We start from the raw sequence: 24,886 nt of genomic DNA, 5'->3' as shown, positions 1-24,886 counted from the left end.
CGGCGTTCGCGGTGGCCCTACGAAACGCCCTCCGCGAAGGTTCCACCCCGGTATTTTTGGCTCATGCGCACGCTGCCGCTCACGGTGCTCGTGCTCACCGCGGCCGCGTGCGCCGCTCCGCTTCCCGCCACCACGCCGGGGGCAACCGCACCGCTCGACACCGCCCCGACCACGGTGACGCGCGCGGCGTGCCAGGTGCCGTACACCCCCGACGTGAAGCGCGCCGTTGCCGGTACCCGCATCTCGGGCGACGAAGGTGACGAAGTACTCGCCGTCGATCCTGCGGGCGAGGTCCTCGCCAACCTCGACGACGAGCTGCGACTGATCCAGCCCAACGGGACCACCACGACGGCCTACGAGATTCCCGATCCACGACTGCACGTCGTCAATGCGGAGATCGACGAGCGGTGGATCGTCCTCGGGCTCGACGACGGCACCACCCGCGTCGTCGATCGGCGTGACGGCTCGGCGCGCAGCGTGCCGGCACGTGCGGATGACGGCTCGCCGGCCCTGCGCGACGGAACGTTGTACTGGATCACTCATCCCATCGGCCAGTCCCCCGACTCCCATGGCGGGACGCTGCACTCGTTCGACCTCGGGACATCCGTCAGTGCCGATGTCGCGACCGGCGCGATGCTCGACCTGCGCGCCACCGCAACCGGACTCAGCTGGGCGACGGACTTCTACGACGGGCCCAGGGTGTTCCACGGCCTGCAGCCGATTCCCGCGCAGTTGGCGTCGGTACCCGGTATCGACGCCGACCAGATCTCGCTCGTCCGCGACGGCGACGCGTACGCCTGGATCACCGGCGTCGCCGAGGGCGGCACCGGGGTCGCACGATGGGCGCCGGACACCGGCCTCACCCGAATCGCCACCGCGCGACTCTTCGGCAAGGGTGCGCAGGTCCAGCCCTCGGTGCACCTCGCAGGCCCATACGTCGCGCTCGGCCGCATGGAGGGCACCAAGGACTACGCGCAGGACGTACTCTCGGTGCTCGTCGACACCCGCAGCGGGGCGCTGCTCAGCCTCCACGACGAGATCGTCGGCGGCGGGGGCGGGACGCTCGCCATCCAGAGCGGAACCATTCAGGCCGGAAGGCTCGACGACCCCTTCGCCCTGCAGGTGCTCCGCGCCGACGCGATGCCACAGCTGTCGTGCACCTCGTCGGAGGACGCGGCGACCACTCGGCCATCGTGCGAGATGACGCTGCCCGCCGCCTGGCGGAAAGCACTGACGGACGGCGAGATTCACACCGGCGGTAAGACCCGAGCGCTGGCCGTCGGGCCCGACGGTGTGGTCGCGGTCAGCCATGACGAGGCCCAGACGCATGAACTGCTGCTCCGCAAGACCGATCACTCGGAGCGGCGTGTGTACCGGGTCGCGAACCCGGATCGCGAGAGGATCGAGTTCGCGGCGCTCGGCGAGCGGTGGATCGTCGTGGGTGTCGTCGTGGACTATGAGGACGGGCAGGCCCGGCCGCTCACCCGCGTGGACGTCATCGACCGCAGGGACGACTCGGTGCGCACCATCGCGCAGATCACCCCCGATGCAGAACAGCCTCAATCGGGGCAACAGCTCTACGCGGCGGCCCTCTTCGGGGACACGGTGTACTGGATCACCGGGGAAGACGGCCGCGACGTGGTCATGTCCCAGGCGCTCGAGTCGGGCGCCGTGGCCGAAGTGGGCCGAGGACAGGTCCTTCGGCAATTGCAGGTGACGCCGGTCGGCGTCGCGTGGCAGGACCGGGACCTGCGAACGGCGACACACGTCGTGGCGGATTTACCCGCGCTGCTCGTCGCCGCGGGGGTCCGCCCCGACGATGACACACTCGTGAGCGACGGCGTCGCCTACGCATGGGTCACCGACACCGGTGTGGGGCACTGGTCACCGGACGCCGGTGTGACCCAGGTCAGGCTCGAGAAGCCCTGGTACGGCCTCGAGGGCGAGCTACACGTGGCCGGGCCCTACGTCGTGCTGCGCAGGCCCGTGCACCAGATCGGTCGCGCGACCGTCGTCGACGGCAGAACGGGCGGCGTCGTGTCACTCGACGACCGCGTCGTCGCGACCGGCGGCGGGAGCATGGCGGTGAACACCCGCGCCGACCTGGAGGACTACTCCAGCCCGTCGACGGCGGGTGTCGTGCGCATCGCCGACTTGCCCCCGCTCACCTGCTGATGATCAGTGGGCGAAGGGTTGCACCCCGTCGAAGTGGCCGTCGGGCTGGAGTTCGTCGAGGGTCTTGAGGACCGTCAACGTGTCGTCCTTGAGCGCTCGGGCCAGATCGGTCGAGAAGCCCTCGCGGACCACCACGCGCAGGACCGTGACGTCGGTGGCGTCGTCCGGCATGGTGTAGGCGGGCACCTGCCAGCCGTAGGCCCGCAGCGCATGCGAGACGTCGAACTCGGTGTATCCGCGGGTGCCCTTGAGCTTGAAGGCCACCACCGGGATCGCCGAACCGTCGGAGATCAGCTCGAAGTGCTCGCTGTCGCGCAGTTGGTCACCGAGCCACCGAGCCGTCTGCGACAGGCAGCTCATCACCTGGCCGTAGCCGGCGCGGCCGAGGCGCAGGAAGTTGTAGTACTGGCCGATGACCTGGTTGCCGCCCTTGGAGAAGTTGAGGGTGAAGGTAGGCATGTCACCACCCAGGTAGTTGACGCGGAACACCAACTCCTCGGGCAGGTGGTCGGCGTTGCGCCACACCACGAAGCCGATGCCGGGGTAGGTCAGGCCGTACTTGTGGCCGCTGACGTTGATCGACACCACCCGGGGCAGGCGGAAGTCCCAGACCACGTCGGGATGCAGGAATGGCACCACGAAGCCGCCACTGGCGGCGTCGACGTGCACCGGAACGTCCACTCCCCCTCCGGAGGCCACCTCGTCGAGCGCCGCACAGATCTCGGCGACCGGTTCGAGCTCACCGGTGTAGGTGGTGCCGAGGATCGCGACGACGCCGATGGTGTCCTCGTTGACCGCCGCGAGAACCTGCTCGGGGGTGATGACGTAGCGCCCCTCCTCCATCGGGAGGTAGACGGGCTCGACGTCGAAGTACCGGCAGAACTTCTCCCACACGACCTGAACGTTGCTGCCCATCACCAGGTTTGGCCGCCGAGACCGCCAGCCGTTCTTGCCGTCGCCGACCTTGGCCCGCCATCGCCAGCTCATCGCCAGGCCGGCCAACATCACCGCTTCGCTCGATCCGACCGTGGAGACGCCGACGGCGCTGCTCGGATCGTCGTCGCGGAGGTTCTCGGCGTGGAAGAGGTCGGCGACCATGCAGACGCAGCGCTGCTCGATCGCGGCGGTGGCCGGGTACTCGTCCTTGTCGATCATGTTCTTGTCGAACGTCTCGGCCATCAGCTTCTCGGCCTCGGGGTCCATCCACGTCGTCACGAACGTGGCGAGGTTCAGTCGCGAACTGCCGTCGAGCATCAGCTCGTCGTGGATGAACCGGTATGCAGCCTGTGGATCCATCGAGTCCTCGGGCATCCGCAACGTCGGCACCGGAGCCGTGGACAGCCGGCCGGTGTAGGCCGGGGCGATCGACGCGGACGGACTGAGCCTGGGTGACATCTGTTGTCCCTTCTAGAGATTGGCGATGGATGAACGAATGTGGGTAAGGATTCCCGACGCCGAGGTCGGTGCCGGTCGCGGTCCGGGGTTCTCTGCCGACAGGCGGGCGGCGCGGGCGTGGACGAAGGCCGCCATCGCGGCGGCCTCGCCGCCGGGCAGCCCGGCGGCCAGCAGCGATCCGATGACACCGGACAGCACGTCGCCCGAGCCTGCGGTCGCCGCCCAGGACTGACCGGCGGGGTTGAGGTAGGCGCGCCGGGTGTTCGGTTCGGCGACGACGGTGACGTTTCCCTTCAACAGCACGGTGGCGCCGAGTTCGTCGGCCAGCGCGCGTGTCGCGGCCACCCGGTCGTCCCCGGGCGGATGGCCTGCCAGCCGGGCGAACTCGCCGGCGTGCGGCGTCAGCACCGTGGGCGCCGAACGCCCCCGCAGCAGCTCGGGATGCGCGGCGAGCACCGTCAGCGCATCGGCGTCGACCACCACCGGCAGGTCCGCGTCCAGGGCGAATCGCAGGGCGCCCTCGCCAGCGTCGTCGGTGCCGATCCCAGGACCCACCACCCACGCCTGGACGCGGCCCGCGTCCTCGGCAGAGGACGTCGCGATCACCTCGGGCCAATGCGAGACCACTTCGGCGTCAGCGGTTCCCGCGTAACGGACCATGCCGGCGGTGGCGGCGACGGCAGATCCGGTACACAGGATCGCCGCGCCCGGGTAGGTGGCCGAGCCGGCCAGCACGCCGGTGACGCCCTGGGTGTACTTGTCGTCCTTCGGCCCCGGCACCGGCCAGCGGCTGGCGACGTCCGGGGCCTCCAGGCTGACCAGGTCACCATCGGGAAGGTCCAGGCCGATGTCGACGAGTTCGACGCGGCCGCATTCGCCGAGGGCGTGCACGGGTTTGCGACCACCGAAGGTGACGGTGAGCGCGGCCCGGACGTGGGGTCCGTCGGTCGCGCCGGTGGCGACGTCGACGCCGCTGGGTAGGTCGACCGCCACGACGGGAATGCCAGCCGCCTCGACGCCGGCGAACACCGCCGCGGCGTCCGGGCGCAGCGACCCGCTGGCGGAGATGCCGACGACGCCGTCGAGCACCAGATCGGTTGCGGTCGGCACGATTTCGACGAGGCGCCCACCGGCACGGGTGAAGGCGGCGAGGCCCTGTCGGTGCACGCGCTGCGGGTTGAGCAGGACCGCCGAGGCCGCGACGCCGCGACGCCGGAGGAACGTGGCGGCCCACAGCGCGTCGCCGCCGTTGTCTCCGGAGCCGACGACCGCGCAGACGTGGCGGGCCGCGACGCCGCCGGTGCGGTCGCGCAGTTCGCGGGCGATCGCCCCGGCGAGACCGTGAGCGGCCCGGCGCATCAGTACGCCGTCGGGAAGGCTGGCCAGCAGCGGCGCTTCCGCCGCGCGGATGACGTCCGCGGAGTAGTAATGCCGCACCCGGCCTACGTTACGTCGTGATGCTGCGAGTTCGGCCTACTCCGGGAGATGCCCCGCCCTGCCCACGGTCCTGTCGTAGTGGCGGCGCGCCTTCATCCGATTGCCACACTCGCTCATCGAGCACCAGCGGCCGGTGCCGGCCCGGCTGCGGTCCAGCAGGAACAGGTGGCACTCGCCGTTGGCGCACGGTCGGAGCCGTCCGGGCCGCTGGTTCTGCACCTCACCCCAGGCCAGCACGACGCGGGCCGGCCAGTCGGCCGACTCCAGTGACCAGTGCAGGCCGTCGTCGCGCATCGTCGGCCGCCGTCGCACGCTCCCCAGATAGCGGTCGAGCACCTCGGCCTGGGCATCCCCGCGCACGACGCGCTGTAGATCGTCACGGACCCGGCGGACGGCGGCGAGGTCTTCGCCCTCACCGTGGTGTCGCCGCAGCCACCGCCGGGTGGCCGCGTCGTCGGCCAGCAGGTCGGTGCCCGTCCCGTGGACGACCGGCGTCGTGTTGAGCAGGTCGAGCAACACCGTCGACCAGTCAGTCTCCATCTAACCATCATAGTTCACTTGACAGGTTAGGTCGATGGGCGTTCACTCTTCGCAACCACTAAAACCAATCGAAGGGGTTAGACATGACGTCGGAACACCGCACGCACCACCGCTACGCCGAGATCGCCGGCCGGCAGATCTTCTACCGCGAGGCGGGCTCGCCCGACGCCCCGGCCGTCGTGCTGCTGCACGGCACGCCGGCCAGTTCGCACATGTACCGCAACCTCATTCCCGCCCTGGCCGACAGCTACCACGTCATCGCGCCCGACTACCCGGGCTTCGGCCACTCCGACCGTCCCGCCGTCGACGAATTCGACTACACCTTCGACTCGCTGGCCGACCACGTCGAGCAGCTGCTCGACCACCTCGGCCTGACGCGATACGCGCTCTACGTCCAGGACTACGGCGCACCGGTCGGGTGGCGGCTCGCGCTGCGGCACCCGGAGCGCCTCGCCGCAGTCGTCACCCAGAACGGCAACGCCTACGTCGAGGGGTTCGTCGGCGACGCGATGGAGCCGCTGTTCGCCTACGGCCGGGACCGCTCACCGGCCAACGCCGAGGTGTTACGCGGACTCATCAGCCCCGAAGGCCTGAAGTGGCAGTACACGCACGGCGTCTCGGACCCGACGCTCGTCGACCCGGACTCCTGGACCAATGCCCACAGCGCCGTCGCCGACACCGAGGAATCGATCGCGATCCAGCTCGAGCTGTTCGCCGACTACATCACCAACGTCGAGCTCTACCCACGGGTGCACGAGTACTTCCGCACGTCCCAGGTGCCGCTGCTGGCCGTCTGGGGTCGCCATGACGAGATCTTCGGGCCTGCAGGCGCATTGGCCTTCACCGGTGATCTGCCGACGGCCGAGGTCAATTTGCTCGACGGCGGCCACTTCCTCCTGGAGAGCAAGCTCGACGCCGTCGTCGCGCTGATGCGTCCGTTCCTGGCCGCACACCTCGGCTGACCGGTTAGCGGATCTCCGAGGCCGCAACCCATTCCGTCGGTCGCAACAAGATGATCTCCGGAATGACGCACGCCCTCGACACCCTGGTGGTGAACCGGATCGCCTCGGCGACGTCGTCGGGACTGATCATCTCGACCGCACCGCCTTCTCGATACTGGTCGGCCATCGGGGTGTCGACCAGGCCCGGACAGATGGCCGTCGCCTTGATGCCCTCGCCGGCCAACTCGTCGTGCAGCGCCTCGGTGTACCCCACCACCGCGGCCTTGGTCGCGGAATACGTTGCCAGACCGGCCTCGCCGCGCTTGCCCGCGTTGGACGCGGTGTTGACCACCTGTGCGCTGCCCCGCCGACCGACGGCCTCACGCAACATGGGCAGGCACTTGTCGGTCAGCAGGATGACCGCCCGGATGTTGGTGGACAGGTGATCGTCGACGAACTCGGCGGTCTGTTCGCCGACGGGCAGGCTTCCCGCGATGCCGGCATTGTTGACCAGCAGGTCGAGCGAGCCGAAGCGCGCTGAGTGACGGTCCACGATCTCGTCGAGGAAGCCCTCCTCGGACACCGATCCGGACAGCCAATGCACTTCGGGCCCATCGGATTCGACGACGGACTCGGTGACCGCGCGGAGTTTGTCCGCACTACGGCCGACCATCGTGACGGCGAACCCCTCGTCGACGAGGACGCGCACGACCGCTCGGCCGATGCCTCCCGAGGCGCCGGTCACGATGGCACTGCGCTTATCACTGTTCATGATGCAGGCTTACCAGAGTGCGTCGGCGCGCCCGACGACGACCAACCCGAGGGCCAGGTGGCGCGTCTCGACGACGAGGCGAGGCAGCCTCGGTCAGGCCGGCTTCTGATTCCAGCTCTTGTGGACGAACTCCAGTCGGTTGTCGTCGAGGTCGACCACGTTGGCCGCGTAGTAGCCGTCCGAGAAGTATTGGCGCACAGCGGGAATGCCGTCGTCACGGCCTCCGGCCTCCAGGGCTGCCGCGTAGGCCGCGTCCACCAGCGACGGATCGTCGGCGACCAGGCCGAGGTAGATCCCGGTCTCACCGGCCGTGCGCTGCCGAAGCCACATGCTGCTGCGCGACGCGGGATTGCCCAGACCCCAGAGATCGGGAACGGTGCCGGGGCCGGATGTGGCGTCGTACTTGCCAAACACCTGCCACCCCAGTGGCTTCAACGCGGCGAGGTAGAACGCCAACGAACGCTCGGGATCACTCACCGAGACGTAGACGTGATCGATCATCGAGGACAGCTCCCTGACTGGTGATTGCGAACTGACGCAGACTGCGCTGCCCCGACCATCGTGCCATCTATCAGACAATTGTCAAATAGATCCACGCGCCGCCGGGTGCGTCATCCATTCGGGAAGAAGCGAATACGCCACGGTCGCGATCTCGGCGGGGTCACCGTCGCCGTGGGCACCAGTGGCCAGCAGGGCATAGAGGCCGGCCGCGACGTAGACCTCTTCGGCGGCCGGATCCGAGGTCGTCGGTGCACCGAATTCTGCCCGGAACCAACGCACCTGGGCCAAGACGACGTCGGCCAGACCGGGCAGAACCGTGTCCGACGGGTAGCTGTCGGCGAGCCGGGCCAACGCGCCGTCGACGCGGAGCAATTCGACGATCTTGCGCAAACTCTGCACGCCGACGGCAGCGGGGTGCGCACCTGCACGTCGCGCCACGGCATCCTGGCTGAGCAGTTCCTCGAAGCTGTCCCGAATCGCGTGCCAGGCGGCCTCCTCGAGGCTTCCGAAGTGGTTGTAGAACGTCGCGCGGGTGACCCCGGCCGCGACACTCACGGCGGGGATCGTGAGATCTCCTTCTCGCGCGACCTCACGGAGCGCGGCTAGTAGGCGGTCACGGGACCGACGGAACCGCGGATCATCGGGCGACGAATCTCTCATCGAGAACCGCGTCTTCTGCTCATGTCGTCAGATGCGCTCTCACGGTCTGCGCCGGAACTACTCGACGGTGACCGACTTGGCCAGATTCCGGGGCTTGTCCACGTCATAGCCGCGCGCCTGGGCCACCCCGGCGGCGAACACCTGCAGCGGAATCGTCGACAACAACGGCTGAAACAGCGTCGACACCGCGGGCATCTCGATGAGGTGGTCGGCGTAGGGCCGAACCGTGTCGTCCCCCTCCTCCGCGATGACGATCGTGACCGCCCCGCGCGCCTGAATCTCACGAATGTTGCTCAGCAGCTTGCTGTGCAGCACCGCGGCGTTCTTCGGCGACGGCATGACGACGATGACGGGCAGATCATCCTCGATCAGGGCGATCGGCCCGTGCTTGAGCTCACCGGCCGCGAAACCCTCGGCGTGCATGTACGCCAACTCCTTGAGCTTCAGCGCTCCCTCGAGGGCGACCGGGTATCCAACGTGACGCCCGAGGAAGAGCACCGTTTGCGACTGCGCGAATCGGTGCGCCAACGCCGTCACCGGTTCCATGCACGTCAGCACGCGGGCGATCAGGTCCGGCATGGCCTCGAGTTCGGCGAACTCCCGGGCCACCTCGTCGGGGTACTTGGTGCCGCGGGCTTGGGCCAGCGCCAGACCGACCAGGTAGTTCGCGGCGACCTGAGCCAGGAACGTCTTGGTGGACGCGACGCCGATCTCCGGGCCGGCCCGGGTGTAGAGCACCGCGTCACATTCCCGCGGGATCTGCGAGCCGTTGGTGTTGCAGACCGCCAGCACCTTGGCCTTCTGCTCCTTGGCATGACGGACCGCCTCGAGGGTGTCGGCGGTCTCGCCGGACTGCGAGATCGCGATCACCAGCGTGCTGCGGTCCAAGACGGGATCTCGGTACCGAAATTCGCTCGCCAGTTCCACTTCCACGGGCAGTCGCGTCCAGTGTTCGATCGCATACTTGGCCAGCAGCCCGGAGTGATACGCCGTCCCGCACGCGACGATGAACACTTTGTCGATCTCGCGCAGCTCCTGGTCGGAGAGGCGCTGCTCGTCGAGCACGATGCGACCGTCGGCGAAGTGCCCCAGCAGGGTGTCGGCCACTGCGGCGGGCTGCTCGGCGATCTCCTTGAGCATGAAGTACTCGTAACCGCCCTTCTCGGCGGCCGACAGATCCCAGTCGATATGAAAAGGCCTGGTGGGGACGTCCTCATTCCCGTGGAAGTCGGTGACGCGGTAGCCGTCGGCGGTGATCACCACGGCCTGGTCCTGACCCAGCTCGACGGCCTCGCGAGTGTGCTCGATGAAGGCGGCGACGTCGGACCCGAGGAACATCTCCCCGTCGCCGACCCCGATCACCAAAGGGGTGGACCGCCGGGCGGCCACGATGGTGCCCGGGTCGTCGGCGTTGGCGAAGACCAGTGTGAAGTGCCCCTCCAGCCGTGGCAGCACGGCCATCACCGAGCCGGTGAAGTCCCCCGCGGTCGGACCGTGGTGGTACTGCCGGGACACCAGGTGCACGGCGACCTCGGAGTCGGTGTCGCTGGCGAACTCGACGCCCTGGGCCTCCAGCTCGCCGCGCAGCGACGCGAAGTTCTCGATGATTCCGTTGTGGACGACGGCGATCTTGCCCGCGGCGTCGCGGTGCGGGTGGGCGTTGCGGTCGGTCGGCCTGCCGTGGGTGGCCCAGCGGGTGTGGCCCATCCCCGTGGTGCCGCTCAACCCCGCGGCGTCGGACTCCTCGAGGGCCGACTCCAGATTGGCCAGCCGGCCGGCGCGCCGCCGAACCTCCATGCCGCCGTGCCCGTCGAGCAGGGCGACGCCCGAGGAGTCGTACCCCCGGTACTCCATCCGACGCAGCGCATCGACGACGATGTCTCGGGCGGGACGCTGTCCGACGTAGCCGACGATTCCGCACATGACTGTTCAGGGTAGTGCAAGACGCGTTCCCGACCTGGTGTGAGCTACGGTCATCGGGTGGCCAAGACGAAGAAGCTCTTCGCTGCGTTGACCCGTCGGGGACCGCACCGCGTGTTGCGTGGCGACCTTGCCTTTGCCGGCCTGCCCGGGCTGGTCTACACCCCCGAGAAGGGGATGAACCTGCCCGGCGTGGCGTTCGGGCACGACTGGCTGGTCGCCGCCGACAGATACGCAGGAACGCTGGAACACCTGGCGTCGTGGGGCATCGTCGCCGCCGCTCCCAGCACCGAAACGCGCTTTGCGCCCTCGGTGCTGAACCTGGCCTTCGACCTGGGGACGACGCTGGACATCATCTCCGGTGTACGCCTCGGCCCGGGTCAGATCAGCGTGCACCCCACCAAGCTGGGGGTCGCCGGCCACGGCTTCGGCGGGTCTGCGGCGGTGTTCGCAGCCGCCGGGATGTCGGGCCGGGTCAAGTGCGCCGCCGCCTTGTTTCCCACCGTAACCAAGCCGGCCACCCAGCAGCCCGCCTCGACGCTGCGGGTACCCGGTCTGATCCTCGCCGATCCAGGTGATCCGATGTCGCTGCGGTCCAACGCCGTGGAACTGGCCAGAGCGTGGAAGCCAGCGACGGTGCGCGAGGTCAAGAAGGTGACCGCCGGCGGACTGGTGGAGGGTCGTCGCGTCGCCAGGGCGCTCAAGCTGCCGGGCGCGGACAAGGGCACCCAAAAGATCGTGCGCGCATTGTTGACGGGCTATTTCCTGCACGAACTCGCCGGCGACAAGGACTATCGAGACTTCGCCGATCCCGAGGTGGCCCTGCCCAAGGCCGACGTCCTCGACCCGTTCTCCGATGACCCCGTGGAGTTGGAGAACAAGGTGGTCGCACTCCTCAAGCCCTGAGGCTCGCGACCGCAGACGCACCGCGACCTCGCCGAAAGCGCCTGCGGTCGAGGCGAACTCAGAGTCCGCTGCCGCCGACCGGCGCCGCGCTTCCGGCGGGACCGTAGGGGCCGTTCTGTGGTCCCGGGTCCACCTGCGGTGGCGTTGCGACGATTGCGGCGTTCCCGTCGTCACCGCATACGGTGACGGTCGGGTCGGCGTTGCACGCCCCGTCGTCGGCACTCGCCGACGGCGCCATCATCAGTGGAGCCATCGCGGTGGTCACGAGGGCGGCGAGCGTGGCACACAGTTTCTTGGACATGTTTCTCCATTCAACGAATCTGGATTTCAGCCTCGAGCAAAACGCCGAAGGTGATGCTGAGATATCCACAATTCGCGGGAGTCAAACCGCACGACGAATGCGCCAGATGTTCTAACCGACGAGGACAAGATCGGAAATCGTTGACATAGAACGCATTTGAATCCTATGTGTTCGACGATTGCCAACCAACTCACAGTTTACGCGGTGGGCACTCACATCGAACCCACCGAAGTCAACGATCGATGGGTAGCTCTGGCAAACGAAATCCGTTCAAGGCGCGGGCCTTAGTCGGCGAGCCCGATCTGACGCAGCACGTAGTCCCCGAGCAGTTCGTTGGCGTGGGTGGTCATGTGCTCTGCCGCGGCGAACACGTAGGTTCGGTCGGCGTCCGGCGACTTCATCGACGACGCGTCGCAATAGTCCTGATCTGGTTTTGCGCAGGCATCCTCGTTGGCACCATGGGTGAAGCCGTACCTGTCGGCGTTCTGCAGCAGATCGTTCACGAACGCCTCGGTGTCGACGACCTGGATCCTGGGGTCCGACGGCAACGCCGACAGCAGCGTCTGGTTGTAGACCGCGCCCAGCTCGCCGACGTACTGGCGCGCGGCGTCGGTCCGGAACCACGGGTCGAGGCTCGTGTCGAACAGCTTGAACACCAGAAGACGCTGGGCGCCGTTGTCCAGGATGGTCCGTGCGGTCTGCGCCTCGTCGGTGGCCGCGGTCTGCACCCGCGCGCGCTCACCGACCATGACGTCCGCACCGGCGGGCACGTCGTCGCGCAGGGACTGTGCGAGTTCGGGATTCTTGGTCGGGTCGTAGTCGTAGGCCACGTCGTTGGTCCCGACGTAGAGCGTGACGACCTGATTCGGGGTGAACGAGCCGTGCTGCGCCAGGTAGCGGTCGACCTGAACCACCGTCGAGATCGGCGTGCCCTCGGGGTTGTCCGACACCGTCGAGTAGGCGCTGTTGGCCCGCGCGCCACCCTCGGCGTAGTTCAGCCCACCCGGCCCGGGCAGACCCGGTTTGCCCTGGTAGACGTCGCCGTACGCGGCGACGTGCTCATTGGGCTGGTCGGACTGACCGAGCCGCTGCGCCACGTGCTGCGCCCAGGTCTTCCCCGGCATCGTAGTGAAGCGGAATCCGTAAGTCCCGGCGTCGGTCAGGCTGTCTCCGAAGAACACCGCCTGGGTGATCGCGGGCCCGTCCGCCGGGTCGGCGTGGGCCGCCGACGGAAGTGCGCCCGTCATCGCGAGGACAACTGCGCTCGCGCCGAATGCCAACGTGCGTCCGATGATCGACCTGGCCATGTGTCCGCCCCTCGCCTAAATATGCTGTCGCCGAACGATACCCGGAATATCGGCTCGTCATGGCGTTTCACTCTGTGCACCAGGTCAATTCCGGCTTGCACGAATTGGGCCTTCCGGCCGGACATTCGGCTCAGCAGGCTGATGTCACGGCTCGGCAACCGATTTCGTGCCGGCCTCATCGACGACAGGAGAGACATGGGTCAGCTCAACGGCAAGGTTGCCTTCATCACGGGCGTCGCCCGCGGGCAGGGCCGGTCGCACGCATTGACGCTCGCACGCGAAGGCGCTCGGATAATCGGACTCGACCTCTGCGCCAAGCCGACGACGACGGCGTATCCCGGCGCCACCGAGGAGGACCTGCACGAGACGGTGCGCCTGGTCGAGGAACTCGGCGGCGAGATCTTCGTCGACGTCGCGGACACCAGGGACTTCGAGCAGGTGCGCGACGTATTCGACAGGGGCCTGGCACGATTCGGTCGGATAGACGTGGTCGTTCCCAATGCGGGCATCTGCTCGGGCGCCAAGACGTGGGACATCAGCCCTGGCGATTGGCGGGAGATGGTCGACATCAATCTCAACGGCGTCTTCCACACGGTCAAAGCCGCCATCCCCCAGCTCATTTCACAGGGCGACGGTGGCAGCATCGTGTTCATCGGTTCCACCGAGGCGCTCAAGGGCGCGGAGAACATTTCGTCGTACGCGGCGTCCAAACACGGGGTCACGGGGTTGATGACGTCACTGGCACGCGAACTGGGACGCCACGGCATCCGCGTCAACTCGGTCAACCCCACCTGCGTCGACACCCACATGATCAACAATGACTTCGTCTACGGCTTGTTCCGACCCGACCTCGAGCGACCCACCCGCGACGACGTCATCGGCACGTTCGAGGGCACTCACCTGTTACCGGTTCCCTGGATCGAACCGCGCGATGTCAGCGCCGCGATCCTCTACCTGGTGACCGAACCCGGTCGCTACATCACGGCAACCACGTTGGTGGTCGACGCAGGATTCATCGTCAAGTCGTAGGTGGCCATCCAACCGCAGCCCTCCCGCCTCACGCGGGAGGGCTGCTTCGTCATGGTGCCGCAGCGGGATTCGCGCGCCGAACGGCGCCGTTCGGAACGAATCCGAACGGCGCCGATGGGGTTGAGTAGGACTATTCGACGACCGTGGTCTGCCGGGTCGGCTCGGCCAGCGGCACTTGCTCGGCATACTGCGCCATGTCGTGCTTGGCGCGATGGTCGCGAAGGATGTCGGCGATCTCGATGGCGTCGCCTTCCGGAGCCTTCGACTGCCGGTAGGGCTTGGCGAGGACCATGTAGACCACACCAACACCCGCCACGATCAGGAAGCCGATCAGGGCGATCCACCGGTCGAAGAAGGGCAGGCTGGTGTCGCCGTTGGGGCGAGCCAGCACGATCATCGACAGCACGCCGTAGACCAGCGCGCCGACGTTGACCGGCCATCCCCACTTGCCCAACGTCCACGGGCCACCCGGCTTCCATCCCTTGGCCTTGGCCCGCAACGAGGCGACGACCACCATCTGAAAGGCGAAGTAACCGGCCAGGATCTGGAAGGCCGCCACCCGGAATAGCGCGTCGGGCATGAAGTACAGCAGGACGAACAGCACCAGGGGAACGGCGGTCACGATCAGCAGCGAATTGAAGGGCACCTTCCTGCTCGAGATCTTCTTGAAGATCGCACTGCCGGGGAACATGTCGTCGCGGGCGAAGGAGAAGATCAACCTGCTGCCTGCCGCCTGCTGTCCCATGACGCACGCCAGGAACGAGGTGAGCGCGATGACGAGGAAGACCTTCGTGCCCACGACGCCGAACGTAGCCGTCAGGATCGCGGTGATGGGGTTGGGCACCTCGCCGTCGACGATCTGCTGCAAGTTCGGGGCGGCCAAAATGTAGCCGATGAAGGCGAACAGCGCTGCGACGCCGCCGAGTACCACGGTCAGCATCATCGACCGCGGGATCGACCGAGCCGGATTGGGCGTTTCCTCCGCGACCTCGCCGCAAGCCTCGAAACCGTAGAACAGGACCAGCCCGACGATCGCGGCGGTGACGAAGGCGCCCAGATATCCGCCCTCTCCCCCGGTGTCGAAGGTGTGGAACAACACTGAGAAGTCGTTCTTGCGGGCGAAGATCAGAAGATAGACACCGACCACGATGATGCCGGCGAGTTCAGCCGCGAGGCCGACCTTTGCGATGGTCGCCAGCGTCTTGGAGCCAGTCGAATTGAGCGCCAAGCAGATCAGGATCACGACCGTGGCGACGATCAGTCGCTCCAGCGGCGTCGAGGAAATGTTGGAGTCCGAACGGATCAGCGCCAGAACGAAGTCCGCGCTGAACATCGCGGTGGTCGTGCATCCGATGATGACACCCGCGATGTAGATCCAGGACATGATCCACGCGTACTGCCCGTTCCACAGTCGGCGCGCCCACTGATAGAGGCCACCGGCGATGGGGAACTGCGAGACGATCTCGCCGAACGTCATGGCGACGAGAAGCTGGCCGGCCATCGCGATCACCAGCCACAGGATCGACGGCGGTCCGGCCGTCGTGAGGGCCTGGGTGAACATCGACAGCACGCCGACGAGTGGGGAAAGGTAGAGAAAGCCGAGCGCGAAGTTCGACCACAGGCCGATCTTCCGGTCGAAGTTCCCCTCGTACCCCAGGACGCGGAGGTGGGCGTCGTCGCCGCTGAGCGACGTACCTCCACCGTTGGGTGTGGTCATCTTCTTCTCCTCGTGAATGGTTCGGCCGAAGTCGGCGAGTGACGGCTGCCACACCTGAAGTCTGGTTGATTCGCGCATGCGTCGGCAGACTCACTCCGTGCAACCCGCCGCTGACCGGTTGCACGGCTTGCACACGACGACCTGGGGTTATGCCCGCAGCAGGTGGGAACGGCGGCGGACGTGTCACGTCCGCCGCCGTCTACCCGCACCGCGCTCAGCGCCGAGCCGCCCACGCAATGCCCTGCATGGTGAGGCGCCGCACGTCCCGGCCCGACAGGTCGGCGGTCGCATGACCGATCGAGTGGTAGAACACCCGGCCCGCACCCCACTGTCGGACCCAGGCAACCGGGCTCGTCAGGCCGTCGAGCCAGGCGAGGTGCTGGCCGTCGAAGGTGGTCTCCGCGAGCACTCGGTTGTTGGGGTCGACGCTCATGTAGTACTGCTCGGAGGCGACCTCAAAGTCGTCGACGCCGTGGCTGACGTCGTGGTCGTGGTCGACGATGCGAACCCGGTAGGGATGCGGGTAGCCCTCCCCGGCCGGGTGGGCGAGGAAGTCACCGCCGAGCATCAGGTGATACCGCAGGCTGGAGCGGAAGGCGGCGGCGGCGCCGTGCCAGGCCGCCACTCCGGTGCCGGCCTCGACGGCCGCCAACAGATGGTCCTCCTGGCTGTCGGAGAGGTCTTCGGTGGTGAGCGCATTGTTCCAGCCGAGGATGATGAGGTCGTACCCGGTGAGGTCCCGGTCGAGGGTGAAGACGTCCTGAGACTCTTCGACGTCGAACCCCAGTTCGTCGGTGATCCCCCTCGTCCAGCCGGCGACGTCGTACGGGCTGTGGCCAGGCCAACCGCCGTAGAGATAGAGCACGTTGGTCATCGTGGAGAGTTCCTTCCCGTCATGGTGAACAGCGGTTCGCGCGGTCCGACGAGCATGTCCGGCTGCAGCAGCGCGGCCACCTGCTCGGAGGACAGTAGCCCCTCTTCGACCACCAATTCGGGTATTGCCCGGCCGCTGTCTAGCGCATCCTTGGCGATCCTGGCCGACTCGGCGTACCCGAGATACGGTGCGAGCGCAGTGATGACGCCGACCGAGTTGGTCACCGACTCGAGCAGTCGCTCCCGGTTGGCGGTGATGCCGGTGACGCACCGCTGCGCCAGGGTGCGGCAGGCGGCGACCAGATGGGACGACGAGGTGAACAGGCAGTGGGCGATCACCGGCTCGAAGGCGTTGAGCTGCAACTGACCACCTTCGGCGGCCATGCCGATGGTGACGTCGTTGCCACACACCTGAAATGCCACCTGGTTCACGACCTCGGGAATCACGGGATTCACCTTGCCCGGCATGATGCTCGAACCGGCCTGTACGGCAGGAAGATTGATCTCGTTGAATCCCGATCGCGGACCCGAGGACAGCAAGCGCAGATCGTTGCAGATCTTGGACAATTTCAGTGCGGTCCGCTTGAGCACCCCCGAGACGGCCACGAACGCGCCCACGTCCTGCGTGGCCTCGACCAGGTCGGGCGCCGTGGCGAGGTCGAATCCCGTCAGCTCGGAGAGCTTGTCGCACACGAGCTTCGCGTACCGCGGATGCGAGTTCAGCCCGGTGCCGATCGCGGTGCCGCCAAGGTTGATCTCCGCGACGAGCAACGCGGCTTCGCGCAGGCGTGCGGCGTCCTCGGCGACCATCACCGCGTAGGTGCCGAATTCCTGCCCCAGCGTCATCGGCACGGCGTCCTGCAGTTGCGTGCGTCCCATCTTCAGGACGTCGTGGAATTCGACGGACTTGTGCCGGAACGCCTCCGCGACCTCGAGCAAGCCGGCGTGCAGGGTGGCGAGTTGCACCTGAAGCGCGACCTTGACCGCGGTCGGGTAGACGTCGTTGGTGCTTTGGGAACGGTTGACGTGCTCGAGCGGATGTAGCACCTCGTAGTCACCGCGGGCCGCGCCCAGCAGTTCCAGTCCGCGGTTGGCGATCACTTCGTTGGCGTTCATGTTCGTCGATGTGCCGGCTCCACCCTGCATCACGTCGACCACGAAGCTGGAGTGCAGTGCACCAGAACGAATCTCGGTGCAGGCGTCGACGATGGCGTCACACCGCACGCGGTCCAGTGCACCCAGTTCGTGGTTCGTCAGCGCGGCAGCCTGCTTGACCGCCGCCAAGGCGTTCACGAAGTCCGGATGCGTCGACAGCGCAATCCCCGAGATGGGAAAGTTCTCCAGCGCCCGCAGCGTGTGCACGCCGTAGTACGCGTCGGCGGGCACGGCCCTGTCACCCAACGAGTCATGTTCGAGCCGGACGCCGGACACCGCGTCGAGCGTCACCGCCACGTCTCGCTGGGTGGCGCGACGCCCGCGCCCGGCAGCCCGTCGTAGAAGCCCCCCGACGCGCAACTGGTCATCTCCAACTGCATGCCCCACGGACTCTTGAAGTAGAACCAGCGCTGGCCTGCCACCGGTGCGGCAGGGTCGACGTCGTTGGGTCCGTCGTGGACGACGACGCCGGGAATGGATGCGACATACGCATGGGCCGCATCGACGTCGTCGACGTAGAAGGCCAGATGGTGCCCGCCGGCGTCGCTGTTGCGAGGCAGGGCCGTCGCCTGATGGGGGGCGTCGTATTCGAACAACTCGACATTGTGATGCCTGCCGAGCCGAATCATCGCCAGGCGGCACGTCGCGGCCGGGTCGACGTCGAGCCTGCGGCGCATCGTGTCGCCCGTCCCGTCGGCGAACGGGCCGTCGGTGAAGATCAGCTCGCCACCGAAGTGCTCGACGAAGAACGCGACCGCCTCGTCGAGATCGGGGACGGTGTAGGCGACGTGGTCGACCGCGCGCATCGTCGGGACCTTGGGAACGGCAGCGCTGCTCACGATCTAATTCTCCGCTGCGGTCGTGGTCGCGGTCCGACCGAAGTCGTGATCGGACCAGGGCAGATCGTCACCGCCGTACTTGGCCGCCCGCACGTCGGCGCTGCGGGCGTGTCCTTCGAAGTTCTCCAGGCGGGCCGCTCGGGCGCTGATGCGGCCCATCTCGGCGGACGCGGCGTCATCGGTGATCTCTTGGTAGGTCACCGTCTTGAGGAACTTTCCGACCCACAACCCACCGGTGTAGCGGGCTGCACCCAGGGTGGGCAGCACGTGATTCGTCCCGATCGCCTTGTCGCCGAACGACACGCATGTCCTCTCGCCGAGGAAGAGGGCGCCGTAGTCGCGCATCTGGTCCAGCGCTCGGCGGGGCTGGGCGGTGAGAATCTGCACGTGCTCGCTGGCATGACGGTCGGCGAGGGCGAAGGCGTCCTCCAGGTCATCGACGAGGAACACTTCGCCGTGGTTGCGCCAGGACACCGCGGCGATCCCGTTGGTCGGCAAGTTCGACAGCTGACGGTCGACCTCGGCGACGGTCTCGTGGGCCACGCGCTCCGAGGTGGTGACCAGGACGACGGGCGAATCCGGTCCGTGCTCGGCCTGGCTGAGCAAATCGGCGGCGACGACGAAGGGGTCCGCGGTGTCGTCGGCGACGATGAGCACCTCGGTGGGCCCGGCGAACAGGTCGATGCCCACCTCCCCGAAGAGTTGCCGTTTCGCCTCTGCGACATAGGCATTGCCGGGGCCCGTGAGTAGGTTGACGGGGTCGATCGTCTCGGTGCCGAGCGCCAGCGCGCCAATGGCTTGGACGCCGCCGAGCACGTAGATCTCGTCGGCACCGGCGAGATGCATGGCCGCCACGCTGATCGGAGGCGGTGCGCCGACGTTGGGCGGGGTGGTCGCGGCGACCCGTTCGACGCCGGCGACCTTGGCGGTGACGACCGTCATGTGCGCCGACGCGGTCAACGGGTAGCGGCCGCCAGGCACGTATGCGCCGGAGGCAGCCACCGGAACGTGCCGGTGGCCCAGCATGACGCCGGGCAGCGTCTCGACCTCGACGTCGAGCATCGAATCACGTTGCGCCTGAGCGAAGTTGCGCACCTGGCGCTGAACGAACCTGAGGTCTTCGACGACCGTGGTCGGCAGGCTCTTCACGATGTCCGCGACCTGCGCTTCGCCGAGTCGGAACGACGGGGGCGCCCAGCGGTCGAACTCCTCGGAGTACTTGGCGACGGCCGCGTCCCCGTGGGACCGAATGTCATCCAGCACCCGTGACACTACGTCGACCACGGCCGCGCTGCTCTTGTGGGGCGTACCGCCCGCGGCCGCCGCCGCCTTCACGACGACGGGGGCCCTGGAAATGACCGACACGATGGTTCTCCTCGCACTGCACGGCGTTGGTGGTGGCGTCGGCGACGGGGTTCCCGCGGGCGACGTGCTTCCAGTCTGTGCGGTGGACGAGGTCGGCTACAGACTCACTTTGTGCAAGGATCGGCCGAACTGCTGCGCACTTCCGTGACCAAGTCGGGTGGCGCGTCGCCGCCGACCGCCCGTGCGCTCAGGCCTGCGACCGCCACCGCGACCAACGGCAGCAGCAAGGCGAGGTTCAACGTCACCAACTCCGAGAGCCAACCGATCAGGGCCGGACCGGCGAGCAGGGCGACGTATCCACAGCCGACCACGCGGGAGAAGTCGGTGCCGGTCGCCCCTGCCACGTTTCCCGCGGCGGTGAACACCTGCGGCAGGGTGCCGGACAGTCCGAGACCAAAGATCACCCAGCCGGCCATCGTCAGCGGAAGCACGGGCGAGGCGATGACGACGCCGAGTCCGACGACGGCCGTCGCACCGCCGTAGCGGACCACCCATACGGGACCCTTCCTCGCGCTGACCACGTCCGCGGTGAACCGTCCGACCGTCATCGCGGTGACGAACCCACCGAACACCAAGGCGCCCAGCGAGTTCGAGACCGCCAAACGCTCCTGGGCGTGCAGACTGCTCCAGTCCATCGCACAGCCCTCGGCGAGCAGCAGGAGGAACGCCAGCGCTCCGAGCAGCACTAGTCGGCGACGCTTGCTCGCCGCCGTAGTCGGGGCACCGTTCGGGCTGGCACCGACCCCCGTTCGCGGATCCGCGCGCGCGAACAGCAGGTTCGGTGCGACGACCAGCATCAGCAGCAGGCAGCCGCCGCACATCATCGCGGTGGTCGCCGGGAGGCTCCATCTGGCCGCCAGTGTGCCGGCGCCGATCAACGAGCCGACGACACTCCCGACGGAGAAGACGGCGTGGAAGGCCGACATGATCGGCGTGCCCACTTGCTGCTCGACGGCGACTGCGCGGGCGTTCATGGCGACGTCGGTGATTCCCGTCGTACCGCCGAAGGTCAGGAGGGCGCCGCCGAGCAGCAGGGGCGTCGGTGCGTTGAGGGGTAGCGCCAGCGTCGCGGCCATGGACGCCGCGCCGACGAGCGCGATGCGCGCGCTACCCCATCGGTTGATCAACGGGCCGCAAGCCTGCATGCCCACCAGCGCGCCCACACCGTGCAGGAGCAGCAGGGTGCCCAGCGTTCCCGTCGACACCCCGGTCCGTTCTTGAACCGACGGGATGTGGACTGCCCAGGTCGAGATGCACAGTCCGAAGACGGCGAAGATCATGAAGACCGCGGCACGAGACCACTTCAGTGACGTCACGCGGTGGCGCATACCCGCCAGGCGGCGCGTTCTCCTTCGTGCACGGCCTCCATCATCGTCCTACTGGCGATTGCATCGCCAATTCGCTCTACCGGCACGTCGCGATGCTTGAGCGCGAAGTACAGCTCGGTGACCGGGACGATCTCGGGCAGCCAGGCTCGGGGCTCACCGGGCACGTCCTGGGAAGTGGGGTGAATTTGCGGAAACGCCATGCCAATCAACCCGACTCCGCCGATCGCGCGCTCACGGTAGTAGGCGACGTGTTGGTCGGTGGGCAGGTAGTCCTTCGCCATCCCGGTGCCATGGCCCGTCATCACCACGCGGTTGCGGATCTCGACCGCGCCGAGGGTGATGGGCACGAACAGCGGTGCCAGCACGGTCTCCACCGGCGTCGTCACGCTCACGTGGTCAGCGCCCCAGAATGCCCGAGCCGCAACGCAAGCGCCGCCACGGTGATGGCGGGGTTGACCGCCGCCGAGGACGGGAACGGCGAGCTGTCGGCAATCCAGAGATTGTCGACGTCGTGGGCCTTGAGATCGGCGTCGACGACGCTACTGGCGGGATCGGCGCCCATTCGGGCGGTGCCGCACTGATGCGACGTGGCTTCGACGCCGAGGCTGCGGGTCAGGACGACGGGGAAGCCGGCCTTGCGGACGACCTTCTTCATCCGCTTGATCAGCTCGTGATGGGCGGCGAGGTTGGTCTCGCGACGGGTGACGGTGATGCCGCCGGCCGAATCGAGGGCAATCCTGTTCTCCGCCAACGGAAGATCCTCGGTCTGGATGAACATGTCCAGGGTGTACTTGGTGACCTCGTCGAGGATGGGCATCGGCACCCAGGGCTTGCCCTGCTTGGCCTGCTGCCCGTGCAGCTTGCCGAGACCCTGGACGTTGCCGAGCGGATGGGGGTTCGACGGGCCCGCCTGATACCAGTCGTTGATGCCGATCGTCTTCTGGTAGACCGCCTCGTTCTTGTGCCGTGGGTCGACGGCGAGGAAGAACGTCGTCACGTGGGCCATGTAGTTGCGGCCCACCTGGTCCGAGGAATTGGCCAGTCCGCCCGGGTGCGCATCCGAGGTCGACCGCAGCAGCAGCGCCGCGGTGTTGGCGGCCCCGCAGGCGACGACGAATCGCTCTGCGCGAACCTCGATCTCACGACCGCCGGCGTGCCGGATCCGGGCGGCCGTGACCCGTCGGCCGGAGCCGTCGGTGTCGAGCCGCAGCACCTCGGCGTTGGTCAGCAGTTCCACGTTGCGCGAGGCGGCGCGCAGTGCCGGTCGGACGGCGGCGACGTCGGCGTCGCCCTTCGCGTCCACCATGCACGCGAACGAATCGCACGTCTCGCACAGCACGCAGCCGCCGCCGGGCCGCCAGTCGACCGACTGCGGCGCTGCGAAGGGGTGGAGGCCCTGCCGCCGTGCGCTGTCGACCAATCTGGCCATGGCCCCTTCGTGGGGAATGCCGGGGAACGGATAGTCCGCCGAACGCCAGGGATCGGTGGGATCCTCGCCCTTGTTGCCGTGCACCCAGAACATGTTCTCGGCCTCGGTGTAGTGCGGTTCGAGGTCGGCGTACCCGATGGGCCAGGCCGGCGAGACGCCGTCGACGTGATGGACCGCGCCGAAGTCGCTCTCCCGGAAGCGCGGCAACGTCGCGCCGTAGAGCTTCGTGCTGCCGCCGACGTAGTGATAGTTGCCCGGCACGAACTCCTTGCCCGCGACGGTGTCGTACCACGCCGCGGAGTTCTTGTAGCGACCCTCGGTGTGGACGGCGTCGAACGACCAGTTCTCCCGTTCGACGGGCAAGAAGTCGCCCTGCTCGACGATCAGGACCCGCACACCGCTGTCGCGCAAGGCGTAGGCCAGGGTGCCACCGCCCATGCCCGAGCCGATGACGGCGACGTCGGTATGGATCACCTCGGGCGGGTCGGTAATGATCTGCGACTGCAGGGCAGCCACGGCTGTGGACATGGGAACTCCTCTGGGCTGAGAGGACGGCTGGACGCCCCGACGGGCGGTTACGTCCAATCTAGGAAGGCCACGCCACCGATACGAGGGGCACTGTGGGCAGAGCTCACCCGATCCGAGTGCGCAGAGTGTGCAGAGTGTGCAGAGTGCGCAGAGTGTGCAAGCTCAGCGGGTGTCCCGTCGCTGCAGGAGGTCGTGCCCCCGCACCGCGAAGACGAGCGCCTGCCGGGTGTCGGGATCGTCGAGCGAGCGTCCCAGCAGACTGGTGATCCGTTCCAGTCGGTAGTACAGCGTGCGCCGCTGGACGAACAGCTGCTGGGCGGCTTGGGACTTGTTGCCGTCACACGACAGATAGGTGCGCAAGGTGGGCAGCAACGGGTTGGTCGCGTCGGCGTCGTGCTTGAGCAGGGGGCCCAGTTCGTCCTCGATGTAGCGCGCCAGCTCCGGGCCGCCCGCCAGGGACGCCAGCAACCGCAGCACGCCGAGATCGTCGAACCGGTGGACCGCCTTGTCGGGCTTCGCTACGGCCACCGACGCCGCGCTCCTGGCCTGTTCGACGGCGGTCGGCAGTTGGTTCGCGGTCACGGGCCGGCTGATCCCGGCTCGGACGTTGAGCGCCGTGAGCCGTTCGACGACGTGCTTCTCCGACCCGTTGCGGGCCAAGCCCATGATGAGCAGCGTGTGCTCCCCCAGGTCGGCGACGACGGCGGGCAGGTGCAGCGTTCGGCACATCTCCTCCATCGCCTCGTCGCTGGTGGGTCCGGCCGGTGTCTCCTTGCAGACGAACACCGCCGCCAACGGGCGGTCCCGCAGGTCACGTCCGATGCGCAGCGCCCGCGTGACGAACGATTCCCCGGAGATGTCGCCGAGGAGCAGCCGGCTGACCAACGCGTTCTGCCGTTGAGCCGACTTTGCGCCGCTCTCCCGGGCGCCGAGCAAGGCGATCGCAATGCCGTCGGTCGCACGGTCGAGCGCGTATCCCGCTGTGCCGGAGACGGATTCACCGTCGTGCAGGACGTGCAGCCACCCCCAGCGCTCGCCGCGCAGCACGACTGCCCTCCTGGTGCAGTTGCGCGCGTCGTTGGCCGAGTTCAGATCGCCTCCGACGACGTCGTGCTCGATGCGCGAGTGGTGTTCCCATTCCGACAGAACTTGGTCGCCGATCGGCGACGCTCCCGAATAGGCGACGATCTGCCGCGTGGCATCCTCCAGGACCGCGGGATGGCCGACCTCGTCGGCGAGCGCATCGGTGAACGTCACCGGATCGCGGCCCGCCAGCAGCAACTGCATGAAGGTGGCGTTGAGCCGTTCGTAGGCACTGAGATCCAGCACGCGTTGGTCGATGATCGATTCGTGCACCTGCGCCGAGACCGCGACGAACGGCACTTCGCCGTCGAGGCCGACGAGGGGGAAGTCGCGCTCCCTGGCTGCCTCCACGAGCGCCTCCGGCATCTCGGAGAACGCCCGCCCGCTGAGCTCGATGACGAGCACGGCGGCCTCGGCGTCGGCGATGTCGGCGATGTACTGCCGTTGACGTTCCGGGGTCGAGCCGATGCCGAGGCCCGCGGTCAGCAGCATCTCCCCGCCGCTGAGAAACTGTGCGATGTCCGGGATTTCGGTGGGATGAACCCACCGGATGACGCGGCCCAGGCTGCTCTCCCCGGCGTACACTTCGTGGGCGACCCGACCGAACACTTCGAGGCGTAAGGCTGCCTCCACGGTCATGGCCACGGCGGCCACCTCCCCTCGTTCGGGCACATTGTGCAGCAAA

22 protein-coding genes are annotated in these 24,886 nt (G+C 67.7%); 4 read left to right on the top strand and 18 right to left on the bottom strand.

Translation table 11 applies throughout. From position 1 onward, the window contains the following. The first annotated feature begins 63 nt into the window (after positions 1 to 63). Positions 64 to 2,175 (top strand): hypothetical protein, encoded by a 2,112-nt coding sequence (locus ABZ195_RS08085; protein WP_355216512.1) that lies wholly within the window; start codon positions 64 to 66, stop codon positions 2,173 to 2,175. 3 nt (positions 2,176 to 2,178) lie between these two features. On the opposite strand, the gene ABZ195_RS08080 is transcribed toward ABZ195_RS08085, so the two are convergent. From ABZ195_RS08080 to ABZ195_RS08070, 3 genes are read right to left on the bottom strand one after another with little or no spacing between them, the layout of a single operon-like run. Continuing rightward, positions 2,179 to 3,570 carry a glutamate decarboxylase gene (locus tag ABZ195_RS08080; protein WP_355216510.1) on the bottom strand — a complete coding sequence of 464 codons (1,392 nt, stop codon included), beginning with the start codon at positions 3,568 to 3,570 and terminating at the stop codon, positions 2,179 to 2,181. Positions 3,571 to 3,582: 12 nt separating this feature from the next. Then, on the bottom strand, positions 3,583 to 5,007 hold the full coding sequence (locus ABZ195_RS08075; RefSeq protein WP_355216508.1) for an NAD(P)H-hydrate dehydratase: 1,425 nt from the start codon (positions 5,005 to 5,007) through the stop codon (positions 3,583 to 3,585). Between the two features lie 36 nt (positions 5,008 to 5,043). Beyond that, the gene (locus ABZ195_RS08070) at positions 5,044 to 5,547 is read right to left on the bottom strand and encodes a CGNR zinc finger domain-containing protein (protein WP_355216506.1); all 504 of its coding nucleotides are present in this window, start codon (positions 5,545 to 5,547) and stop codon (positions 5,044 to 5,046) included. 83 nt (positions 5,548 to 5,630) lie between these two features. Here ABZ195_RS08070 and ABZ195_RS08065 point away from each other — a divergent pair, with 83 nt between their 5' ends. Further along, a complete protein-coding gene (locus tag ABZ195_RS08065; protein ID WP_355216505.1) occupies positions 5,631 to 6,509 on the top strand; it encodes an alpha/beta hydrolase in 879 nt (292 codons plus the stop codon). Between the two features lie 4 nt (positions 6,510 to 6,513). Here the strand turns inward: ABZ195_RS08065 and ABZ195_RS08060 are convergent, their stop codons facing one another. From ABZ195_RS08060 to glmS, 4 genes are all read right to left on the bottom strand, one after another. Continuing rightward, positions 6,514 to 7,260 carry an SDR family oxidoreductase gene (locus ABZ195_RS08060; protein ID WP_355216503.1) on the bottom strand — a complete coding sequence of 249 codons (747 nt, stop codon included), beginning with the start codon at positions 7,258 to 7,260 and terminating at the stop codon, positions 6,514 to 6,516. Between the two features lie 93 nt (positions 7,261 to 7,353). After that, on the bottom strand, positions 7,354 to 7,761 hold the full coding sequence (locus ABZ195_RS08055) for a VOC family protein (protein WP_355216501.1): 408 nt from the start codon (positions 7,759 to 7,761) through the stop codon (positions 7,354 to 7,356). A gap of 81 nt (positions 7,762 to 7,842) precedes the next feature. Continuing rightward, positions 7,843 to 8,316, bottom strand: a complete 474-nt coding sequence (locus tag ABZ195_RS08050) for a hypothetical protein (RefSeq protein ID WP_355216499.1) — start codon at positions 8,314 to 8,316, stop codon at positions 7,843 to 7,845. A 162-nt stretch (positions 8,317 to 8,478) separates the two neighbouring features. Next, positions 8,479 to 10,344 (bottom strand): glutamine--fructose-6-phosphate transaminase (isomerizing), encoded by a 1,866-nt coding sequence (gene glmS / locus ABZ195_RS08045; protein ID WP_355216497.1) that lies wholly within the window; start codon positions 10,342 to 10,344, stop codon positions 8,479 to 8,481. Between the two features lie 57 nt (positions 10,345 to 10,401). Between glmS and ABZ195_RS08040 the strand changes: the two genes are divergently transcribed. Then, positions 10,402 to 11,247, top strand: coding sequence for a hypothetical protein (locus ABZ195_RS08040; RefSeq protein ID WP_355216495.1), 846 nt, complete (start codon positions 10,402 to 10,404; stop codon positions 11,245 to 11,247). Positions 11,248 to 11,305: 58 nt separating this feature from the next. Here ABZ195_RS08040 and ABZ195_RS08035 read toward each other — a convergent pair whose 3' ends face one another. Then, entirely contained in the window at positions 11,306 to 11,548 is a 243-nt protein-coding gene (locus ABZ195_RS08035; RefSeq protein WP_355216493.1) for a hypothetical protein, read from the bottom strand. 284 nt (positions 11,549 to 11,832) lie between these two features. Next, a complete protein-coding gene (locus ABZ195_RS08030; protein WP_355216491.1) occupies positions 11,833 to 12,855 on the bottom strand; it encodes an SGNH/GDSL hydrolase family protein in 1,023 nt (340 codons plus the stop codon). A 195-nt stretch (positions 12,856 to 13,050) separates the two neighbouring features. Between ABZ195_RS08030 and ABZ195_RS08025 the strand changes: the two genes are divergently transcribed. Continuing rightward, complete coding sequence (locus tag ABZ195_RS08025; protein WP_355216489.1) at positions 13,051 to 13,884, top strand: mycofactocin-coupled SDR family oxidoreductase; 834 nt, start codon at positions 13,051 to 13,053, stop codon at positions 13,882 to 13,884. 130 nt (positions 13,885 to 14,014) lie between these two features. Here the strand turns inward: ABZ195_RS08025 and ABZ195_RS08020 are convergent, their stop codons facing one another. The 9 genes from ABZ195_RS08020 to ABZ195_RS07980 all read right to left on the bottom strand — a co-directional run bounded on the left by ABZ195_RS08020 (position 14,015) and on the right by ABZ195_RS07980 (position 24,840). Next, positions 14,015 to 15,679: an APC family permease gene (locus ABZ195_RS08020; protein WP_355216487.1), complete on the bottom strand. Its 1,665-nt coding sequence runs from the start codon at positions 15,677 to 15,679 to the stop codon at positions 14,015 to 14,017. A 136-nt stretch (positions 15,680 to 15,815) separates the two neighbouring features. Continuing rightward, positions 15,816 to 16,475, bottom strand: a complete 660-nt coding sequence (locus tag ABZ195_RS08015; protein WP_355216485.1) for a ThuA domain-containing protein — start codon at positions 16,473 to 16,475, stop codon at positions 15,816 to 15,818. Continuing rightward, positions 16,472 to 17,905 carry an aspartate ammonia-lyase gene (locus ABZ195_RS08010; protein ID WP_355217028.1) on the bottom strand — a complete coding sequence of 478 codons (1,434 nt, stop codon included), beginning with the start codon at positions 17,903 to 17,905 and terminating at the stop codon, positions 16,472 to 16,474. Before ABZ195_RS08010 ends, ABZ195_RS08015 begins: the two co-directional genes overlap by 4 nt. A gap of 11 nt (positions 17,906 to 17,916) precedes the next feature. Then, positions 17,917 to 18,468, bottom strand: a complete 552-nt coding sequence (locus tag ABZ195_RS08005) for a VOC family protein (RefSeq protein WP_355216483.1) — start codon at positions 18,466 to 18,468, stop codon at positions 17,917 to 17,919. 3 nt (positions 18,469 to 18,471) lie between these two features. Beyond that, a complete protein-coding gene (gene hisD, locus ABZ195_RS08000) occupies positions 18,472 to 19,824 on the bottom strand; it encodes a histidinol dehydrogenase (protein WP_355217027.1) in 1,353 nt (450 codons plus the stop codon). A 113-nt stretch (positions 19,825 to 19,937) separates the two neighbouring features. Continuing rightward, positions 19,938 to 21,149, bottom strand: a complete 1,212-nt coding sequence (locus ABZ195_RS07995; RefSeq protein WP_355216481.1) for an MFS transporter — start codon at positions 21,147 to 21,149, stop codon at positions 19,938 to 19,940. Further along, the gene (locus ABZ195_RS07990) at positions 21,146 to 21,553 is read right to left on the bottom strand and encodes a hypothetical protein (RefSeq protein WP_355216479.1); all 408 of its coding nucleotides are present in this window, start codon (positions 21,551 to 21,553) and stop codon (positions 21,146 to 21,148) included. Before ABZ195_RS07990 ends, ABZ195_RS07995 begins: the two co-directional genes overlap by 4 nt. Beyond that, complete coding sequence (locus ABZ195_RS07985; RefSeq protein ID WP_355216478.1) at positions 21,550 to 23,118, bottom strand: GMC family oxidoreductase; 1,569 nt, start codon at positions 23,116 to 23,118, stop codon at positions 21,550 to 21,552. Before ABZ195_RS07985 ends, ABZ195_RS07990 begins: the two co-directional genes overlap by 4 nt. Positions 23,119 to 23,280: 162 nt before the next feature. Next, positions 23,281 to 24,840 (bottom strand): PucR family transcriptional regulator ligand-binding domain-containing protein, encoded by a 1,560-nt coding sequence (locus ABZ195_RS07980; protein ID WP_355217026.1) that lies wholly within the window; start codon positions 24,838 to 24,840, stop codon positions 23,281 to 23,283. Positions 24,841 to 24,886 lie beyond the last annotated feature (46 nt).

It is taken from the genome of Mycobacterium sp. NPDC006124, assembly GCF_040614235.1.
Lineage (GTDB): Bacteria > Actinomycetota > Actinomycetes > Mycobacteriales > Mycobacteriaceae > Mycobacterium.
The sequence above is the reverse complement of the archived record's forward strand: the minus strand, read 5'-3'. Positions and strand labels throughout refer to the sequence as shown.

Coding starts and splice junctions, on each gene's coding strand:
- ABZ195_RS08055 (WP_355216501.1), bottom strand. CDS start 7,761: ATGATCGATCACGTCTACGTCTCGGTGAGTGATCCCGAGCGTTCGTTG.
- ABZ195_RS08025 (WP_355216489.1), top strand. CDS start 13,051: ATGGGTCAGCTCAACGGCAAGGTTGCCTTCATCACGGGCGTCGCCCGC.
- glmS (WP_355216497.1), bottom strand. CDS start 10,344: ATGTGCGGAATCGTCGGCTACGTCGGACAGCGTCCCGCCCGAGACATC.
- ABZ195_RS08085 (WP_355216512.1), top strand. CDS start 64: ATGCGCACGCTGCCGCTCACGGTGCTCGTGCTCACCGCGGCCGCGTGC.
- ABZ195_RS08080 (WP_355216510.1), bottom strand. CDS start 3,570: ATGTCACCCAGGCTCAGTCCGTCCGCGTCGATCGCCCCGGCCTACACC.
- ABZ195_RS08020 (WP_355216487.1), bottom strand. CDS start 15,679: ATGCGCGAATCAACCAGACTTCAGGTGTGGCAGCCGTCACTCGCCGAC.
- ABZ195_RS08065 (WP_355216505.1), top strand. CDS start 5,631: ATGACGTCGGAACACCGCACGCACCACCGCTACGCCGAGATCGCCGGC.
- ABZ195_RS08035 (WP_355216493.1), bottom strand. CDS start 11,548: ATGTCCAAGAAACTGTGTGCCACGCTCGCCGCCCTCGTGACCACCGCG.
- ABZ195_RS08015 (WP_355216485.1), bottom strand. CDS start 16,475: ATGACCAACGTGCTCTATCTCTACGGCGGTTGGCCTGGCCACAGCCCG.
- ABZ195_RS07980 (WP_355217026.1), bottom strand. CDS start 24,840: ATGACCGTGGAGGCAGCCTTACGCCTCGAAGTGTTCGGTCGGGTCGCC.
- ABZ195_RS08070 (WP_355216506.1), bottom strand. CDS start 5,547: ATGGAGACTGACTGGTCGACGGTGTTGCTCGACCTGCTCAACACGACG.
- ABZ195_RS08060 (WP_355216503.1), bottom strand. CDS start 7,260: ATGAACAGTGATAAGCGCAGTGCCATCGTGACCGGCGCCTCGGGAGGC.
- ABZ195_RS07985 (WP_355216478.1), bottom strand. CDS start 23,118: ATGTCCACAGCCGTGGCTGCCCTGCAGTCGCAGATCATTACCGACCCG.
- ABZ195_RS08030 (WP_355216491.1), bottom strand. CDS start 12,855: ATGGCCAGGTCGATCATCGGACGCACGTTGGCATTCGGCGCGAGCGCA.